General features: G+C 59.2%; 14 protein-coding genes and 1 pseudogene. 8 read left to right on the forward strand and 7 right to left on the reverse strand.

The window, feature by feature from the left end; genetic code table 11:
* Positions 1-7: 7 nt before the first annotated feature.
* Together GT003_RS27245 and GT003_RS27250 are read right to left on the reverse strand one after the other, a co-directional pair.
* Positions 8-1,417 carry a spore germination protein gene (locus GT003_RS27245; RefSeq protein ID WP_161703945.1) on the reverse strand — a complete coding sequence of 470 codons (1,410 nt, stop codon included), beginning with the start codon at positions 1,415-1,417 and terminating at the stop codon, positions 8-10.
* 130 nt (positions 1,418-1,547) lie between these two features.
* Positions 1,548-2,510, reverse strand: coding sequence for an AraC family transcriptional regulator (locus tag GT003_RS27250; protein ID WP_161703948.1), 963 nt, complete (start codon positions 2,508-2,510; stop codon positions 1,548-1,550).
* Between the two features lie 108 nt (positions 2,511-2,618).
* On the opposite strand from GT003_RS27250, the gene GT003_RS27255 reads away from it, so the two are divergent.
* Complete coding sequence (locus tag GT003_RS27255; RefSeq protein WP_161703950.1) at positions 2,619-3,263, forward strand: SOS response-associated peptidase; 645 nt, start codon at positions 2,619-2,621, stop codon at positions 3,261-3,263.
* Positions 3,264-3,569: 306 nt separating this feature from the next.
* On the opposite strand, the gene GT003_RS27260 is transcribed toward GT003_RS27255, so the two are convergent.
* Positions 3,570-4,358, reverse strand: coding sequence for a helix-turn-helix transcriptional regulator (locus GT003_RS27260; RefSeq protein WP_161703952.1), 789 nt, complete (start codon positions 4,356-4,358; stop codon positions 3,570-3,572).
* Positions 4,359-4,485: 127 nt separating this feature from the next.
* Here GT003_RS27260 and pyk point away from each other — a divergent pair.
* Both pyk and GT003_RS27270 read left to right on the forward strand, forming a co-directional pair.
* Positions 4,486-5,529, forward strand: a pseudogene (gene pyk / locus GT003_RS27265) (pyruvate kinase); the annotation flags it as partial.
* A gap of 198 nt (positions 5,530-5,727) precedes the next feature.
* On the forward strand, positions 5,728-7,671 hold the full coding sequence (locus GT003_RS27270) for an ABC-F family ATP-binding cassette domain-containing protein (RefSeq protein ID WP_161703957.1): 1,944 nt from the start codon (positions 5,728-5,730) through the stop codon (positions 7,669-7,671).
* A 163-nt stretch (positions 7,672-7,834) separates the two neighbouring features.
* On the opposite strand, the gene GT003_RS27275 is transcribed toward GT003_RS27270, so the two are convergent.
* Positions 7,835-10,837, reverse strand: a complete 3,003-nt coding sequence (locus GT003_RS27275; protein WP_161703959.1) for a hypothetical protein — start codon at positions 10,835-10,837, stop codon at positions 7,835-7,837.
* Between the two features lie 249 nt (positions 10,838-11,086).
* Positions 11,087-12,550, reverse strand: a complete 1,464-nt coding sequence (locus GT003_RS27280) for an MATE family efflux transporter (protein WP_161703961.1) — start codon at positions 12,548-12,550, stop codon at positions 11,087-11,089.
* A gap of 199 nt (positions 12,551-12,749) precedes the next feature.
* On the opposite strand from GT003_RS27280, the gene GT003_RS27285 reads away from it, so the two are divergent.
* Together GT003_RS27285 and GT003_RS27290 are read left to right on the forward strand one after the other, a co-directional pair.
* Complete coding sequence (locus GT003_RS27285; protein ID WP_161703963.1) at positions 12,750-13,637, forward strand: AraC family transcriptional regulator; 888 nt, start codon at positions 12,750-12,752, stop codon at positions 13,635-13,637.
* Positions 13,638-13,676: 39 nt separating this feature from the next.
* Positions 13,677-14,492, forward strand: a complete 816-nt coding sequence (locus GT003_RS27290) for a class I SAM-dependent methyltransferase (protein WP_161703965.1) — start codon at positions 13,677-13,679, stop codon at positions 14,490-14,492.
* Between the two features lie 134 nt (positions 14,493-14,626).
* On the opposite strand, the gene GT003_RS27295 is transcribed toward GT003_RS27290, so the two are convergent.
* Positions 14,627-15,070 (reverse strand): Dps family protein, encoded by a 444-nt coding sequence (locus tag GT003_RS27295; RefSeq protein ID WP_161703967.1) that lies wholly within the window; start codon positions 15,068-15,070, stop codon positions 14,627-14,629.
* 414 nt (positions 15,071-15,484) lie between these two features.
* Between GT003_RS27295 and GT003_RS27300 the strand changes: the two genes are divergently transcribed.
* The 3 genes from GT003_RS27300 (at position 15,485) to GT003_RS27310 (ending at position 18,176) form a co-directional block, all read left to right on the forward strand.
* Positions 15,485-16,099 (forward strand): NAD(P)-dependent oxidoreductase, encoded by a 615-nt coding sequence (locus GT003_RS27300; RefSeq protein ID WP_161703969.1) that lies wholly within the window; start codon positions 15,485-15,487, stop codon positions 16,097-16,099.
* A gap of 92 nt (positions 16,100-16,191) precedes the next feature.
* The gene (gene galU, locus GT003_RS27305; protein ID WP_161703971.1) at positions 16,192-17,070 is read left to right on the forward strand and encodes a UTP--glucose-1-phosphate uridylyltransferase GalU; all 879 of its coding nucleotides are present in this window, start codon (positions 16,192-16,194) and stop codon (positions 17,068-17,070) included.
* A gap of 62 nt (positions 17,071-17,132) precedes the next feature.
* On the forward strand, positions 17,133-18,176 hold the full coding sequence (locus GT003_RS27310; protein ID WP_161703973.1) for a hypothetical protein: 1,044 nt from the start codon (positions 17,133-17,135) through the stop codon (positions 18,174-18,176).
* A gap of 126 nt (positions 18,177-18,302) precedes the next feature.
* Here GT003_RS27310 and GT003_RS27315 read toward each other — a convergent pair whose 3' ends face one another.
* On the reverse strand, positions 18,303-18,395 hold the full coding sequence (locus GT003_RS27315; protein WP_428842605.1) for an IS3 family transposase: 93 nt from the start codon (positions 18,393-18,395) through the stop codon (positions 18,303-18,305).
* Between the last annotated feature and the right edge of the window lie 9 nt (positions 18,396-18,404).

Genomic DNA, 18,404 nt, shown 5'->3' on the forward strand with positions numbered 1-18,404 from the left:
TCGCCTCCTATTCTTTCGGTTTCATGCGGACCGGGTTCGGGCTCTTGGCCTGCGACGGGCGTTTGCCCAGCAGCTTGAACGGAGCGCGAATGAAAATATCCATCCAATCGCCGGGTTTATGGGGAGCCACCGGCGTCAAATAGGAAGAGCCGAGACTGGTTAGATGGCTGAGATGGATAACCAGGAAGGCGATGCCGACCGTAATGCCGAGATTGCCCCAGATGCCCGCCAAAACAATAAGGCCGAAGCGGATCAGGCGGATGGAGGCGCTCATGATGAAGCTTGGCATGACGAAGGAAGCGATCGCCGAGGAGGCAACCACGATGATGAGAATATTGCTCGTAAAGCCGGCTTGCACGGCCGCTTGGCCGATGACGATGCCGCCGACGATGCCGATGGTCTGTCCGATCTTCGTGGGCAGGCGGGCGCCGGCTTCGCGCAGCAGCTCGATGACCGTCTCCATGAGCAGCGCCTCGTACACGGGCGGGAACGGAACCCGGCTTCTCGATTCCGACAGCGTCAGCAGCAGTTTTTGCGGAATCATCTCGTAGTGGAAGGTAGTGACGGAAACATAGATGCCCGTAAACAGAATGGTGATGATAAACGCGATGAAACGCAGGATCCTGGTCGCCGTTCCGAGCGACCAGCGCTGGTAATAGTCGTCGGAAGAAATGAAGAATTCGAACAGCGAAGTCGGCGCGCTGAAGGCGAATGGACTTCCGTCCATGACGCCGACCACCCGCCCGCCGGCAAGCTTGGAGGCAATGGCATCCGGTCGCTCCGTCGTGTAGAACTGCGGGAAAATGGAAGCCGGCTTATCGTCTACCAATTGGACAAGCATGTTCGTATCGTGTACGGCATCGATTTCAATCTCCCGAATCCGGCGAATCAGCTCTTGGACGTAGTCCATATTGACGATGTCCGCGACATAGAGCACGTAAACGTCCGTTTTGGAAACTTCGCCGACCTGCAGCCTGATACACTTGAGGTGGGAGCTTCTTATTCTCCGGCGGATGAGGGAGAGCGTCGAATTCGCCGGCTCGGAGAACGCCTCGTGCGGACCTGTAATCGTCGTTTCCGTCTCCGATTGGCTGATGGCTCTGCCCTTCGGGTCGTACATATCGATGATATAGGCTTGGCCGCCATGGAACAGCGCCGCGCTGCCGGATAGGATCGCGACGACGATCTCCTTGTTCTCGCTCTTTATCGTGAAGGTCAGCCGCGCCAGCGCGGACGCCATTTCGTTCTCGGTGACGGACAGAAGCGGTGACAGCACTTCGCGGGAGAGCTTGCCGGCATCGATCATATGGTCGAAATAGAGCAGATCGACGTTCAGCTCGGGATAAGCAATATGCTTGAAATCCGCGCAGTCGTCGAATTGTTGAAGGATATGGGTCAGTTGCTGCCCTTGTTCCATAAGCACACCCTATGTCTTCGGAAGTTAGTATGCTTCCATCCTTTCCCAAGGCGCGTGATTTATACGGAATTCCAGTTATTTGCCGATAGCAAAGAGCCGCGCGGAGGGCGCGGCGGCGTTCGATTCTTGGTCAAGGAGCGGAGCGGCGGGATAGCGCGGCGGAGGTTCGGTACTGGCGGGGAGTGACGCCGGTCTTCTTCTTGAACAGGCGGTTGAAGAACTTCGCGTTCAAGTAGCCGGACCGTGCGGCGATATCGCTGATGCGGTCCGCGGTCCCGAGCAGCAGCCGGCAGCTGAGATCGATGCGGGCGCTCTGCACGTAGTCCAGGAAGGTGACGCCGGCCGCTTTCTTGAAGCTGCGCTGGAACTGGCGCTCGCCGATGCCGAGCTTCGCCGCCATGTCCGCTGCCCGCAGCTCCTCGGCGCAGTTGGTGTCGATATAAGCCAGCAGCTCTTGCATGGAGGAAGCGGCAAACCCGTCGGCGTCCGCTTCGATCGGCTGCTCGACCTCCTCGCTGCAGCGGCGGTAGAGCAGGACGAGCAGTTCCGCGGTCAAGGCGCACAGCGCTGCGATGAATCCCGGCCGTCGCGAGGAGAATTCGCCGTGAAGCCGGTGGAAGAGGCGCTGGGCTTCCTCGCCGCGGTCGTGAATTCGGAACCACGCTTTGCCCGTGCGCCGTTCCTGGAAGAAGGCGGCGAGCTCGGGCTCGGCTTGAACGGCCAGCAGAAGCTTGTCCAGCTGCTCGGCCGTAATGATGCAGTTGTACAGGGCGAGCGGCTGTCCTTTGGCCGACGGGCGGAAGACATGGGAGATGCCGATCGGAATGAAGAACAGATCGCCGCGCGCGACGGCCATCTGGTCCGTGTCGAGATAATGATAGCCGGAGCCTTCGGCAACGAGGCAAATTTCAATGAAATCATGCGCGTGCATGCGCAGCTCGAACGATTCGCGGGCGCGATTGACGAAGACCGGCACCGGATTATCGATCAGCGAGGCGTAAGGCAGCAGCCGTTCTCCCCGGAAGGAAGGCTCGGGATTCAGGGCGTTGGACGGCGTCGCCGAATCCATCGGCTCGTTCGTTGATTCTCTCATGCGGCCAGATCTCCTCTCTTTGTAGGTTATTATAGCGAATTCGGCTGACGGGCACATGATTATGGCCGAAGTGGTCATAATAACCAAAACAAGAGGAGGTTTTTACCAATGTGCCAAGCGATTTCTATTACGGCCGCTTCATCCGAGCTGACGGAACGTTTCGAGCTCGACAATGTCCTGTTCCATACGTCGGGCCGGTACGAGATTCAACCGACGGAATCGATTTCCGCCATCATTCACCGCAAGGACGAGCGCGTTCTGGACGAATTCCGCTGGGGAATGGTGCCCTATTGGGCCAAGGATTCCGTGCAAATGGACAGCATGAAGCTGTTCGAGAAGCCGATCTACGAGCGGATCGCGAACAAACAGCGCTGCATCATCCCTTGCAATGGCTTCTATGTCTCGCGCACCGAAGGCAAAGAAGAGAAGAAGTTCAAAATCACCATGCGGAGCGGCACGTTCGCCGTGGCCGGTCTCTACGACGTGTTCCGCGCCGCTTCCGGCGAGGAAATGCGCACCTGCACGATGCTTATGACCAAGGCGAACGGCCTGATCGCGCAGTACCAGCCCCAGATGCCGGCCATCCTGGAGCAGGAGGACATCTCCGATTGGCTGACGCGCGGGGCCCGTACGCCGTTCGAACTGAAGAACATGCTGCGCATGATGGAATCGGTTCGCATGATCGCCATTCCGGTGACGCCCTCCGGCGAAGCGGACGTGGAGTTCGAATCGCCTCGGACGGAGTACGTCTAGGGAGTCTGTCAGACTAACCATAATCGCTCCCGACTGGAAGGGTCACGCTTATCGTCTCGTCGAGTAGACCGCCAAAAGCCTCTAAGCCGCTCTGCGGGTTGGAGGCTTTTTCGTGCGCATGGATTTTCTTGCAGGAGCCGAGCGCGGGCCGAAATTGTGCCGTACTGCAGCTTTTGGGGTTCGATGCGTCGCCTCCGGGCCGAAATTGTGCTGTATGGCAGCTTTTGAGGCTGGATGCGCTGCCTCCGGGCCGTAATTGTGCAGCATTGCAGCTTTTGAAGGCGGAGAAGTACGCCGCGAAAACGTTTATTCCCGATCCGACCGTTCGGCAATCAGATCGGAGGGCAGCTGCTCGATGATTCGCTTGAAAGTTCGGTTGAAAAACGACGGGTCGCTGTAGCCGAGATGCTCCGAGATGTCCCGCGCGGTGAGCTGCGAGTGGCGCAGCATGTAGACGGCGGTCTTCATCCGCCGGCGGTGCACGTATTCGCTGATCGTCATGCCCGTCACGCTGCGAAACAGGGAAGCGGCATAGTTGGGGCTGACGCCGATGCAGCCGCCGAGCTCGTTTTTGGTGATTTTGCCGCGGTAATGGTCCTCGATGTAGCGCTTCATGACTTCGATGTGGTGAATGGAAGACGGCGCCTTCTCGCCTTCGTCGTATTCTCTGCTGATGGTCACGATCAGCTCCGTCAGCAGAGCGCCGCACATGACGGAGAAATAACGGTCGCGAGCCGTCCATTGCTCGACGATGTAGAGCAGCTTCTCCAGCAGCAGCTCCGGCATATGCGTGACCCAGCGAAGTGGCGCTCGCCGGGCGAGGAGCGGAAGCAGCCTGGCCGCCGCGGAATCCGCGGGACTGAAACGCACGACGACGCTCTCGCGTATGCTGCCGGCATCCCGCATTTCGGCGGCGGGCACGCCTGCGGGAATGAGCAGCAGGTCGTTCTTGTGCAGCTGCGACGCCTGCCCGGCGAGGCGGTAGGTCGTCTGGCCGAAGCGGATCCAGACGAGCGTGAAGCTGTCGCTCCCGAGCGGCGATTGTTCGTTCTTCAGGATGCCGCGCTCCTGGCGGATGTCGAAGATGTCGAACATGGACCATCGCCTCCTATCTCGTTCATCGTACTATGATACAATCACTGTACTATAGTACATCGCACTGGCGCAATTGTTCATTTACAATGAAAGAAGCGATGAAAATAGGAACCTAGGAGTGAACGTTATGAAAAAGACAGCGATCGTTTGTACGATGGGACCTGCTTGCATGTCGCCCGACATGTTGGAAAATATGCTGCTTGCCGGCATGAATATAGCAAGACTGAACTTGGCGCACGGAGAACTGCAAGATCATAAGGAACGCATCGAGCTCGTTCGCGCGGCGGCGAAGAAGCTGGACCTGCCCGTCTCCATCATGCTGGATATCAAAGGACCGGAAATCCGCACGGGATTGCTCGAGGAGCCTTCGTATATGCTGAAGGCCGGCGAGTTCCTGACGCTGACGACGGAGCAGCTCATGGGCACGGAGAAACGCATCTCGGTCTCGTACGATCTCGGCCGCGACGTCTCCATCGGCTCGCGCATCATGATCGATGACGGTTTGATCGAACTGCAGGTCGTCCGCATCGAAGGATCCGACGTCGTATGCGTCATCCAAAACGGCGGTATCATCAAATCCCGCAAAGGTGTTAACCTGCCGGGTATCCGCACGAGCCTGCCGGGCGTGACGGAGAAGGATAAGCTGCATATCGCTTTCGGCATCGAGAACAACGTCGAGATTATCGCGATGTCGTTCGTTCGCCGCGCCGAAGACGTGCTCGAAGTCAAAGCGATGCTGGCCGACAAGGGCGCCAGCCATATCGAAGTGATGTCGAAGATCGAGAACCAAGAAGGCATGGACGAGCTGCAAGCGATCGTGGAAGCATCGGACGGCATCATGGTTGCCCGGGGCGATCTCGGCGTCGAGATTCCGATCGAGGACGTGCCGCTGGCGCAGAAGCAAATGATCAGCGCATGCAACCGTGCGGGCAAATTCGTCGTCACGGCGACGCAAATGCTCGAATCCATGCAAAGCAATCCGCGTCCGACGCGCGCCGAAGCATGCGACGTCGCGAATGCGGTATGGGACGGCTCCGACGCCGTCATGCTTTCGGGCGAGACGGCTGCCGGCAAATATCCGCTCGAAGCCGTGCGCACGATGGCGGCGCTCGCGATTCGAGCGGAGCAGGCGATGGGCGAAGGCGCAGTCGCAAAGAAAGATTTGATCGGAGCGTAGCCTTCGTTTAAAGTGAATAGATAAGGTGAAACGGTTGACGTCGCCCTTGTGGCGGCGTCTTTCGTTTCATTCCGGAGAAATTCAGCATGCGGGACGAAGCGAGCGAGATGAAGCTCGACCTGTGCTTGAATATGGACAAAACGCGGCGGCGTGAGGCGTTTTGCGATTTACTAACGTTAGGCGGGAGCTAGGATGCACGTATTGACGGTTGATCATATTGCCAAGAGTTACGGCGAAAAGGTATTGTTTCAGGATGTGTCGTTCGGCGTGGAGACCGGCGACAAGATCGGCATCATCGGCGTCAACGGCACGGGGAAGTCGACGTTTCTTCAAGTAGTAGCCGGCATAGAGCCCCCGGATGCGGGGTCTATCCTCGTGGCGGGGGGCACGACGGTGCGGATGCTGTCCCAGGATCCGCGCTTCGACCCCGAGGAGACGGTGTTGGAGCATGTGCTCGGCGGCGACTCCGCCCAGATGCAGGCGGTGCGCGCTTATACGGACGCACTCCGGCAGTTAGAGCTGAACCCGGGGGATGCGGCGCTGCAGGAACGTCTCGTCCGCGCCAACCAGCGGATGGACGAGCTGGATGCCTGGAGCATCGAGAGCGATGCCAAGATCGCGCTGACGAAGCTCGGCATTCTGAATTTCGACGCGAAGCTCGGCGTGCTGTCCGGCGGACAGCGCAAGCGCGCAGCGATGGCGGCGGCGCTGATCCAGCCGGCCGACGTGCTGCTGCTGGACGAACCGACGAACCATATCGACAACGAGTCCGTCGCATGGCTGGAGGGCATGCTGCAGAAGCGCAAGGGCGCGCTGCTCATGATTACGCATGACCGGTATTTCCTGGACCGCGTCACCAACCGGACGCTCGAGCTCGACAAGGGACGGGCTTACTTCTACTCGGCCAACTACAGCCGGTTCCTGGAGCTGAAGCTGGAGCGCGAGGAGCGGGAAGCGGCTTCCGAATCCAAGCGTCAAAACCTGCTGCGCAACGAGCTCGCCTGGATGCGCCGCGGCGCGCAGGCGCGCTCGACGAAGCAGCAGGCGCGCATTCAGCGGTTCGAGTCGCTCAGCGCGGCAGGGCCGGACAGAGCAGCCGGCAAGCTGGAGATGTCCGTCGCGTCGTCGCGTCTCGGGAAGAAGATTCTCGAGATCGAGGGGCTGCGCAAATCGTTCGAGGGCCGCGACGTGATCGCGAATTTCAGCTATATCGCGGTGCCGGAGGACCGCGTCGGCATCGTCGGACGCAACGGCCTCGGCAAGTCGACGCTGCTAAAGCTGATCGCCGGCAAGCTCGCGCCCGATGCGGGCACCGTCGATCTCGGACCGACGGTCAAGCTCGGCGTGTTCTCGCAGGAGCGCGAGGAGATGGACGAGACGCTCCGGGCCATCGATTATATCCGCGAAATCGCGGAACAGGTCATGACCGGCGACGGCTCGACGATTACCGCGGGACAGATGCTGGAACGTTTCCTGTTCCCGCCCGCGCAGCAATGGACGCCGATCGCGAAGCTCTCCGGCGGCGAGAAACGCCGACTGCAGCTGCTTCGCGTCCTGATGGAGGCGCCCAACGTGCTGCTGCTCGATGAGCCGACGAATGATCTCGATATTCTGACGTTGACGGTGCTGGAGGATTATTTGGACGATTTCCCGGGCGTCGTCTTCACGGTATCCCATGATCGGTACTTCCTGGATCGGACGGCGGAACGGATCTTCGCCTTCGAAGGCAATGGCGTCATCGAGCAGCATGTCGGCAATTTCACGGACTATCAGGCCTATGCGGCGGCCCATGGCGTGCGTTCGTCGGCGGCTGGAGAAGGCGTCTCGGCTGATCGCAAAGCCGCGGCTCCGGCATCGACGGCGAAGGCCGAGGCTTCGCAGGAGCCGGCCAAGCCGACGAAGATGACGTACAACGAGCAGAAGGAATTCGATACGATCGATGCCGACATCGAGCGGGCGGAAACGGCGCTGCAGAAGGTGCAGGAGCGAATGGAGGCATCGGCCAGCGATTCCGGCCTGCTGCAGGAGCTGCTCGCGGAGCAGGCCCAGCTGGAGACGAAGCTGGAGGAGCTGATGGACCGCTGGGCGTATCTGAACGAGCTGGCGGAACAGATCGCGGCCAACAAGAAGAAGTAAAGACAGTCGTAATAGCAGTCCTAATAGCTGAAATTAGCTGAAATAGAAGCCGCGACTGAACGGAAATACAAAAGAAAATACAAGCGGAATGACAAACGGAAAGGGCTGCCATCGGGCAGCCCTTTCCGTTTGTCGATGCGGCATATACGCGCGCGGCAGGCGATTATGGATAGACGATCGTCGCGCTGTAGTTCGTGGTGTCGTAGCTGTGCTCGCCGTTGCCGTCGAGGAGGAAGTAAAGCACGTCGCCCGCATTCACGGCCGTATTGAAATTAAACGCATAGCCCGTCGTGTTCGTGCCCGCGATGAACTGCCAGCCCGACGCCGGCCAGACCTGCGTGCCGTTCTTCATGATTTTGACGTTGACGCCGTTGCCGTTCGCGGCGGTAGACGCTTTGGCCGCCGACCCGCTGACGTTGACGGTGCCGCTCGCAGGCGCCGTCCAGGCGCGGGCGGCCATCGCTGCGTTATTGGGATGCATCCAGCCCGCGGCGACGATCGCGTCGCTGCCGCTCCACCAATTGTTGGCGGCGCTCCATGTCATGTTGGAATACGTCGTTCCGTTGGCCGTGTATTTGTACGACCACTGGTTCGCGCCCTGCGTGCTGCCGAATCCCGCAACGGAATCGTACGAAGCCCCGCCGCCGTTCGTTATTCGTATATAGTCGATGTTCGCCGTGCCGCTTACCGTGAGCGGGTCGAGCCGGATCTGCTTGATCGTGCCGCTCCAGCCCGCGACCGTGCTCATGTCCACGACGTAGTCGACGTACCCGCTGTTCGGGGTGATCGTGAACGCCTTGGACTTGGGCTCGCTCCAACTGGTGTCCGACGTCGTCGTGAAATACACCTGGGCCGTCGTGCCGCCCGTGTTGTTCTTCATCCGAACGCGAACGTAGCGATTGACGGACGGATTCGTTATGGCTAAATTATCGGGCGAGTGAAGGAACGGATCCCCGCCGCTCGAGGTGACCGTGAGGTCGCCGCCGGCGACGCTGCCCGTGGCCTGGTTGACCATGGACCAGCCTTCCAGGTTCCCGCCGGTATTGAAATTCCAATTCTTGACGCTGACGTAGGCGATCGGCGTCGCCGACGCTTCCGCGGAAGGCTGGCTCTCCCCGCTCGCATTAACGGCGGTGACGACGTAGTAGTATGCCGTGCCGTTCGTAACGGCGGTGTCGGTATACGACGCGGAGGTCACGCTGCCCGCCGTCGATACGGTCGCGTACGGGCCGCCCGGCGCGGTCGCCCGTTTGACGTTGTAGCTCGCGGCGCCGCCGATCGGAGACCAGCTCAAGCTTGCTTGCCCGCTGCCGCCCGAGGCCGCGAGGTTCATCGGCGCGGCCGGCAGGCCGGGCGCTTCGGTGTACACGTAGGCGAGGCGTCCGTCCGGCGCGGCGTCGCCGTTGACGTAGAAGTCCATGGCGTCGCCGTCCGTCTGCATGTTGTCCGACCATTTGAAGCGAAGCGTAATCGGCGTCGTCAGGCTCGAGAGGCCGAGCGCGCTGCGCGGAATCGCGAGGTGCAGCTCGCTGCCGCTCGCCTTGTAGCTGACGGTGCCAGCGGGCGTCCAGCTCCAGCCGCCGGTGCTCTGCTCCAGCGCCGCCGTCGTCGCCGTCGTGCCGGTGCGGTTTACGATGTAGTCGAAACCGTTCCAGCCGTTCTTGGGATTGCCGTCCGCGTCGATCAGCAGCCGCATCCATTTGGCGCCGGTATACGCGGTGAGCGGATCCTTGGTTTTGGCGTAGAAGTATACGTTGCTGTTGTCGCGCGCCACCTTCATCGTATCCAGGTCGTTGCGCCCGGTGTTGTTCGTCAGCGTAAGCGTGCCCCAGCCGGGGTTGCTGCGCGCGACGGTATCGCCCGTATAATCCCGGTATTCCGGCGTGACGTTCGTCCACTGGCTGAAGTCCGTGTTGATCGTAATCGTCTTGCCCGCGCTTGGCGCCGGCTGGGCCGACATGCCCTTGAATTTGCGGATATAGCCGATCATCTGCAAATAATAATCGTCGCCGTACCCGCCGCTCATGGGCTCGATATCACGGCTGAATTCCTGCGTCGCCAGATCGACGAACTGGATCGGCCGGCTCGCGTTGCCGGGCTGCCGCTGCGCGACCCATTCGTTCCAGCCGGTGATGAACACGATCTGCGGATCCTGTGCGAGCGCGAAGTCCCACTGTTCCGCGATGTTGTACCCGTAATTGGTCGCGCCCGGCGTAAAGTCGTTCGCTCCGTTATGGAAGCTGCGGCCCCAGTTGTTGCCGTAGCCGTACATCGGCGTGTCGCTCATGCTGATCGTCGAGGCATGCTGGGCGACGGAGACGTTGATGACTTCCTTCTCGCCGAGATTGTTATAGAAGACGCGCTGCGGCCGCTGGAATTCGATCCAAGGAAATCCGTTGGTCTTCTGGCCTTCGTTGGGCCATTGGTTCAACCGGAACGTGAAAAAGTTCTGGATCGTGGAGGAAACCTGCGTCGGATCGCCGATGATGAGCGGCTTGCCTTTCCAATTGAACCACAGGTTGGGGTAACGGTTCGGCGCGTAAACGTCGTTGTAGATCGAGGTGATGGTTGTTCCGGAGCTGGAGTTGGTGTAGAAAGCAATCTTCGGTACCTTGAAGCCTTTGGCCTGCTGCTCGTCGAGAATCTGGAACAGCTTATCGTATACCGTCTTGTACGTGAACGCGTTGGTCGCATCGAATACGAGGAAGTCGATCCCGGCATCCGTCAACAGCTGCACGTGCTTGCGCAGCACCCAGGCGTCGTCGGACAAATAGTAGTCGTAGAGCGGTTTGCCCCAGAAATGCCAGCCCTGCTCCGGACCCCACGGCGGCATGCTGGCGCTGGCGGCGGCGTTCGGATTATTCGCGAGAATGCTCGTGATATCGAAGGGACCGCTCGTGCCGTGCGTGCCCATCCATAAGAAATAAAAGATGCCGACGTATTTGCCGCTCGTCTCCGCGCGCACTTGACCGTCGCGCGGCAGTTCGCGGCCGAGCGCGTCGGCGCCGGCCAGGTTGCCGTTCGCGACAGGCGTGGCTCCCGCAAGCGTGGGCCCGCCCGGAAAGCCCTGCGGCAGCAGGCCGACGATCAAGGACAGCGCAAGCATGAGCATGAGCGAGGACGGAATCAGCGGCCGCCGCCAAACGATGAATCGGAAGATGTTCATTACGTTTTCCTCCTTTTAAGATAGGTTGTAATCAAGGAAATGCAAGGCAAGAAAGAATTCGTTAATCGGGGTTGTCGCGTCACCGCCTTCGTTTTACAAAGTAAGCGTTTACATAACTGATTTTAACAGTACGCGCCGACGTTCCGCAAGCTCGAAAATCGGGCGAGCAAGAGCGCATGTCGGCGCGGGAGAGAATCCGCAGGTCGGGTCATGCAGGGCGTCGCGGGGCCGGGGCGCCTACCGGATCGGTCATGCCGATTCGGCCGGTGTCCGGCGCGCTGGCTCGACGGGTATCGCGGTCGTGCTCTCTCCGGGCAGCTCTGCCGGCTGTACATCCTCGAGATGCGCCGGTTGCGTATCCCGCGCGATGGCCCGATCCAGCAGTTTGCGCTTCCGCCAGCGGAAGAAGACGAGGATGCCGCGCACGTATTCGTCGGTTATCATGCAGCAGTAGATCGCCACGAGTCCCCAGCCCAGATGGAGGCCGAACCAATATGACATGCCTGCCGCCACGCCCCACATGGAGAACAGGGCGATGATCATCGGATAGCGCGTGTCGCCGACTGCATTGAGGCCGGCGTTGAACGCCATGTTCAGCATTTTTCCCGGCTGCAGGAGCATGTTCAGGGCGAGCAGCGCGATGCCCATGCGGATGATCTCGGGATCCTCGGTGAAGAAGCCGAGGAAGGTTCTTCCCAGCAGGACGAGCAGTCCCGCATTGACGGTTACGATGGCCAGCCCGATGAACAGCGCCTTGTATGCGCTGGCGTAGGCTTCCTTCCACTTCTTCGCGCCGAAGAGATGGGCAATCTGAATCTGAACGCCCATGGCGATGGCATAGCCGAGCATGAAGCAGAACGATTCCAGCGTGTTCATGTACGTCCGGGCAGCAAGCTCTTTGGCGCCAAGAATAGCCAGGAACATGAAGATGACCATCTGCGAAAGCATCCAGCAGGACGAGCTGACGCCGAGCGGCCAGCCGATGCGAAGCACCTCCTTGAAGAGCCTGCGGCTGCGCAGCTTGAGATCCGCGAAGCCGATTCTGCGCTCGAAAGCATGGATGAACATGTAGGCGAGAACGAGCATCGTGATTACGCGGCAGGAGAACGTCGAGATCGCGACGCCCTTCAAGCCCAACTGCGGGAAGCCGAAGGCTCCGAATATGAAACCGTAGTTCAGCAGCACATGCAGCATATTGATGCCCACCGCCGTCAGCATCGGTCCGCGCGTGTTGCCCGTATTGCGGATGACCGTACTGAACGCGGCTGCCAAGGCAAACGGCGCGATCCCGCAGCCCGCAATGGACATATACGTCCGTCCGAGAGGAAGAAGTTCTTCCGGCATCTGGATGATTCGTGCGATTTGGTCCGGGAACAGGAAGAGAACGGCGCTGATAACAAGCCCGATGCAGATGGCGAATTTCGCCGCGATGATGCTGATCGTGCGGGCCTCCTCGGGCTTGCGCGAGCCCAGCTTCTGCGCGACGAGGATGCCGGCGCCGCCCGTGATCGTCACGAACAGCGTGTTCACCCCGTTGAAGAGCTGATTGGACAGTCCCACGACCGCGACGGCGTCATCGGATACGCGGCTCACCATGAGCGTATCCACGGTGCCGAGCAGCGTGGCGAGAAAGAGTTCGATGAAGATCGGCCATGACAATGACCATAGTGAGTACGATTGAAATGCGGTTTTATCGTTCGCGGATGCGCCCATCTCGACTGTCTGCCTCCTAGCTGCCTAATCGCGCGGCACGCTTCATGCGTTCGCGCGGGACGCGGCATGCGCCCTCGTTTCACTTTCAAATTATAGATGGTATACTGAACGCAATGTATGAGGGTATCAACCGAAACTTTCAAATTTGAAACCTCCGTGCCTCGGTGGAACGGGAGTCGCGGCAAAGGAAGGTCTTTCGATGAACAGACTTCAATTCACGGTCCCCCCGCTGCCGCATTACATGCTTTGCGGGCTGTCGTCGTACGGACCCGGAGGGCGGCATGTCAGCCGCCGGAACGTCGGGGTGTTCGACCTGCTGGTCGTTCGGGAGGGTTGTCTCTATGTGGGGGAGGAGGAGCAGACCTACGAGATCGGGGAGGGCTGCGCGCTTATTCTCCGGCCGGACAGCCATCACTACGGTACCAAAGGCTGCGACGTCCATACGTCCTATTACTGGCTGCACTTTCAGACGACGGGAAGCTGGACTCTGACGGATGACGAGCTGCCTCGCTCCGGGCCGGAGCCGTACGACGAGAAGCGCATGCAAGCGTTGTGGTCCTATGCGACCCATACGTTTCAGATTCAGGTTCCCCAATTCGTCCGGCTGCTTCATCCGGGCAAGGTCGACGAGCTGATCGACCAGCTCATACAGCTGAACCACAGCTTCTATTCCGGCAGCGCCAAGTGGAATCAGCAGGCGCTCTTCCAGGAGGTGCTGCGCCAGCTGTCGGCTTCGATGGCGCCGGCAGAATCTGCGCCGGCGGCGGCTTGCGCGGATCAGGCGGCCGCGTATATGCGGAAGCATTACCGGGAGTCGATCACCGCGCAGGAGCTGGGCGAGCGATTGAATTTTCATCCTGTCTATATCGCCCGCTGCATGCAGCGCTATTACGGCTGCGCGCCGATGGAGTATCTGATGCACCATCGGATCGAGCAGGCGAAGCTGCTGCTGCTTCAGACGGATCATACGATCGCCCGAATCGCGGAAGAGGTGGGCTTCAATCAGGCGGCTTATTTCACTTCCTGCTTCACCAAGGCGGAAGGAATCTCCCCGCGTAAATACCGGCAGCGGTTCTCGTACGGTTGAGCGCCAGTCCATACCATATCAATTCGGCAGGTGATGAATATGAAAGATGACGTCTATTTGTATAATCACGCGCGTTGGGAAGCGCTGGCGCAGGCGAATGCCTTGTTCACGCGACCGAGATTGGATCTGGACCGCGAGTCGGCTCGGGATTATTTGGCGTTGGATCGGCTAGGAATAGCTGGAGAGTTAACGGGGAAAAAGGTTCTTTGTTTGGCAAGCGGCGGCGGGCAGCAGTCCGCTGCATTCGGGTTGTTGGGGGCCGTCGTAACCGTGTTCGATATTTCTGCTTCCCAATTGGAACGAGATCGGGCTGCCGCGGAGCATTATGGATATGAAGCGAGCTTAGTTCAAGGCGACATGCGCGATTTATCCTGCTTCGACAACGATTCGTTCGATATCGTCTGGCATCCCTATTCCCTTACTTTCGTACCGGATGCGCGCGACGTATTTCGGGAAGTATCCCGGATCGTCAAAACGGGCGGGATCTACCACCTCATGTGCGCGAACCCGTTCTTCGCCGGATTAACGCACCAGGCTTGGAATGGAGAAGGGTACCTGCTGAATCTCCCTTATGAAGACGGAACGATAACGTCCTATCCCGATCAAGAGTGGGTATATGACCAGTCCCGGGCCAAGATTCAAGAGCCGGTCGAGTACAGGCAGACCTTGAGCCGGATCATGAATGGATTGATACGGGAAGGATTTATTCTAACCTATATCGATGAAATCAAAGGCAATGATCCCGAGGCGTTACCGGGCAGCTGGGGTCATTTTACCGATGTCGCGCCGCCATGGCTGGAGTACACCTGGCTCTATCTTCCGAATGTTCTGAAGAACGCGGGGACGGCGGGATAGGGTATCCACTGCGAACATACCGATCGTGAGCGAAAGTCATGGCAAAGCCGGGACAAACAGAAGACCTTGAGGATGATTCCTCAAGGTCTTCGATAAGTTTATTCCGTTCGTCGCAAGCGCTCAAGAAGCGATCCTTATTTCCCGTTGAACGCTTTGAGCATCCACGTATGCTTCTCGATCGATTTATGAATGGCCAGCAGCAGGTCGCCCGTCGTTTCGTCTCCGGCTTCTTCCGCGGCTTCCATGCCTTCCTTTAGCTCGGCAGCGACATTCGTGAAGTCCTCGATCAAGGTTTCCACCATTTGCGGAGCGGTTTCCTTGCCCGTTGCTTCTTTGACGCTGGAATATTCCAAATGCTCGGCCATCGTGGCATAAGGAGCGCCGCCGATCGTCAGCAAACGCTCGGCGATGTCGTCGACATGCAGCGTCGCTTCTTCGTAGAGCTCTTGGAATTTCACGTGGAGCGTGAAGAATTGGCTGCCTTTCACATACCAGTGATAGTTGTGAAGCTTCACGTAAAGTACGCTCCACGTTGAGATTTGTTTGTTCAGAACGGTTTGTAGTTTTTTGGTCGGCATGATCGACAACTCCCTTTTAATAAGATAGATTACTTACGCTTTCGGCGTCTGCTTTCGTCTCGGCCGATATTGGCTTGTTCGCCAGGGATACCCATCTATTTTGCCGAAGCGAGCGCCGAAATAACCACGGCATTTGAAGCTGGCGCTCCCGGCAGCCTAATCGGACGTCCGGCAAGCAGGCGGACCGTACCCGGCACAAGCAAAGACGGCCGTTAGCCCGAAGAACCCCAACCTACGAGTATCATTTCCATAGGCGGTTTCCCTTCCTTTCATTAAACAAGCTGATTGGACTTGAAACTAATTAATAACAACTACTAAATTAAAATTATTATAAATAAGCTCCAATGTCAAGCGGCATTGCTTGTATTCTTTTGTCATGTTACGGTAGCATCATTAGGATGGAGGCGCGCGGGAATGAAGATGGTTGTGTTCGGTGCGGGAGGCAGAACAGGACGTCTGGTCGTGCAGCAGGCTTTGGAGCAGGGACATGTCGTAACGGCGTTCCTGCGTGCTTCGCATCGTTGGGATTTCGCTCATGCCGGCCTGCGTCTCGTCCGGGGAGACGCAAGCGACGGAGAAGCGGCCGCCGCCGCCATTGCCGGGCAGGATGCCGTTATTTCCTGCCTTGGCGCGCGGCGCTGGGAACGAGTCGCGCAGCTCTCCCGGTCGGCGGAGCATATCATCGCGGGCATGCAGCGTCATGGCGTGGCCCGAATCAGCTACTTGGCTTGCGCCGGTATCTACGGCGAAATCCCCGGTCTCTCCGGGATCGCGGCCCGGCTGCTGCAGCGCCGCGTGCTTGCGGACCATCGCCGCGCGGCGGACGCGCTGGCGGCGAGCGGCCTTGATTGGACGATCGCCCGGCCGATCCGATTCTCGGGGTGGCGGCTAAGAGGCGATTATTTGGAGGCGCGGCAGGGCATTCCGAGCGGGAAGTCCCGGATCTCGCGGGCGGATACGGCGCATTTTCTGCTGCGGGCATTGAAGGATCCGCTCTACAGCCATCAGTCGATCGGACTGAGCTATTAACGCGCATGACGGAAGCAAGGCTGGCGCATAAACAAGCGCCGCCGTATAAATCGAGGCAAACTGGCCGAAACAGAAGAGAGGGCACATCTATTATGGATAGGACACAGAAGCGGGTTCGTAAGGCCATCATACCGGCAGGCGGGCTCGGCACGCGTTTTCTGCCGGCTACGAAAGCACAGCCGAAGGAAATGCTGCCGATCATCGACAAGCCGGCGATTCAATATATCGTCGAGGAAGCGGTCGCTTCCGGGATCGAGAGCATTATGATCGTGACGGGACGCAACAAGCGGGCGATCGAGGACCATTTCGACAAGTCGTACGAACTGGAAGCGGAGCTGGAGGCGCATGGCAAAGCGGAGATGCTGGAGCTGGTGAGAAGCATCTCGCATTTGGCGGAGATCGTCTATACCCGGCAGGGCGCGCCGCTTGGGCTTGGCCATGCGGTGCTGTGCGCTCGCCGTTTCGTGGGCGACGAGCCGTTCGCGGTGCTGCTCGGCGACGATATTTTGCAAGGCGGGAGGCCTGCGACCGCGCAGATGATCGAACTGTACCAGGAGCGGCAGTCGTCGGTCGTGGCCGTGATGGAGGTGCCGTGGGATCAGACGCATAAGTACGGCATCGTCGACCTGCGCGACAGCGGCGACGGCAGCGTGCGCGGATTCGTGGAGAAGCCGTCCCCCGGCGAAGCGCCTTCCAATATGGCCATTGTCGGCCGTTATGTATTGGAGCCGGGCATTTTCGATCTGCTCGAGCATGCCAAGCCCGGCAAAGGCGGAGAGATCCAGCTGACGGACAGCCTGCAGCGGCTTCATCAGACGAACCCGATGACCGCGTTTCGGTTCGAAGGCCAGCGTTACGACGTCGGGGACAAGCTGGGATTCGTTCAAGCGACGATCGATCTTGCGCTTCGCCGCGGCGATCTGGCGGATGACGTACGACAATATATGATCGAGCGCTTAAAACAGGATTAAGCCGATGAGGGCGGCATGAAATCACCGCGTCCTCGTCGGCAGAAGGCGAGGATATTCGGTTGATGAAGAAACGAAAGCAGCAATACCGCCGGATCTTGATCACGGCAGCGGTGCTGGTGGCTTTAGGCGCCGCGACGGGGTACTGGATGAGCGGCTACGCGGACATCGATTTGCCGGCAAGTACCGTGGCTTCGGATAAGCCCGTGGAGCATGAGCATGCGGAATCGGCTGCCGGCTCGAATGGCGAGTCGAACGATCGGTCGGCGTCCAAGGGACATGGTTCCATGGATCCCGGTGCAGTGGACGATGATATGGACATGGAAAGTAATATGGACATGGACAGTAATATGGACATGGACAGTGCTATGGATATGGACAGCAATGCGAGCATGGACAGCAGTAAGGATAAGGACAGCGTGGAATGGACATGGCCGGCTGGCGTGCCGGAAGCCGGCAAGACCGGCAAGCTGCGCATCGCGGTGACGAATGCCGCCGGAGAACCCGAAGCGGCGCTGCAGGTCAATCACGAGAAGCTGCTGCATCTCATTCTCGTCAGCCAAGGACTCTCGACGTTCATGCATCTGCATCCCGCGGAGACAGATCAACCGGGCGTGTTCGAAGTGCCGGTGGCTTTTCCGTCGCCGGGGAGATATAAGCTTATCGCGGATTTCAAGCCGCGCGGCGGCGACCAGCAATGGCAGAGCGCCTGGGTGCAGGCGGGCGGAGCGGGAACGCGGCAGTCCGAGCCGGCGTTGACGGAGGACAAGAAGCTGGAGCACAGCGCCGGCGGCATGTCGGTCGGATTATCGTTCGGCGGAGCGCCGAAGGCCGGCGAAGCGGCGGAGTTGACATTTACATTCGCCGAGGGCGAAGCGGGCGGAGAGCCGGTTCGCGATCTTCAGCCGTATCTTGGCGCTGCCGGGCATGTCGTTATTATGGATGCCGAAGCCGAACGATACTTGCATGTGCATGCCATGGATCAAGCAGGCGGCCCGACGGCAAAGTTTCATGCTGTGTTTCCTGAGAAGGGCTTGTACAAAATATGGGGCCAGTTTCAGCGGAACGGCCGCGTCGTCACGGTTCCTTTCGTCGTGGAGGTTGGCTAACCGCGAAGAGCGAAGCTGTAAGCAAAAGCGCTTGCGCGCAGCAGAAGGCTTGGAATGAAGAAGCGGCAGCTTGGATGAGCTTGAACTGCACCCCGTCAAGTAGACAGTACAAATAAATAAAGTCAATTAGGCGGCCTTAGTCCTGTACTCCATCGGACTGAGGCCGTTTAGTTTTGCTTGTAATCGTTCATGGTTGTAGAAGTGGATGTAAGCCTGAATATCTCTGTG

Source organism: Paenibacillus sacheonensis (genome assembly GCF_009909195.1).
Classification (GTDB): domain Bacteria; phylum Bacillota; class Bacilli; order Paenibacillales; family Paenibacillaceae; genus Paenibacillus_Z; species Paenibacillus_Z sacheonensis.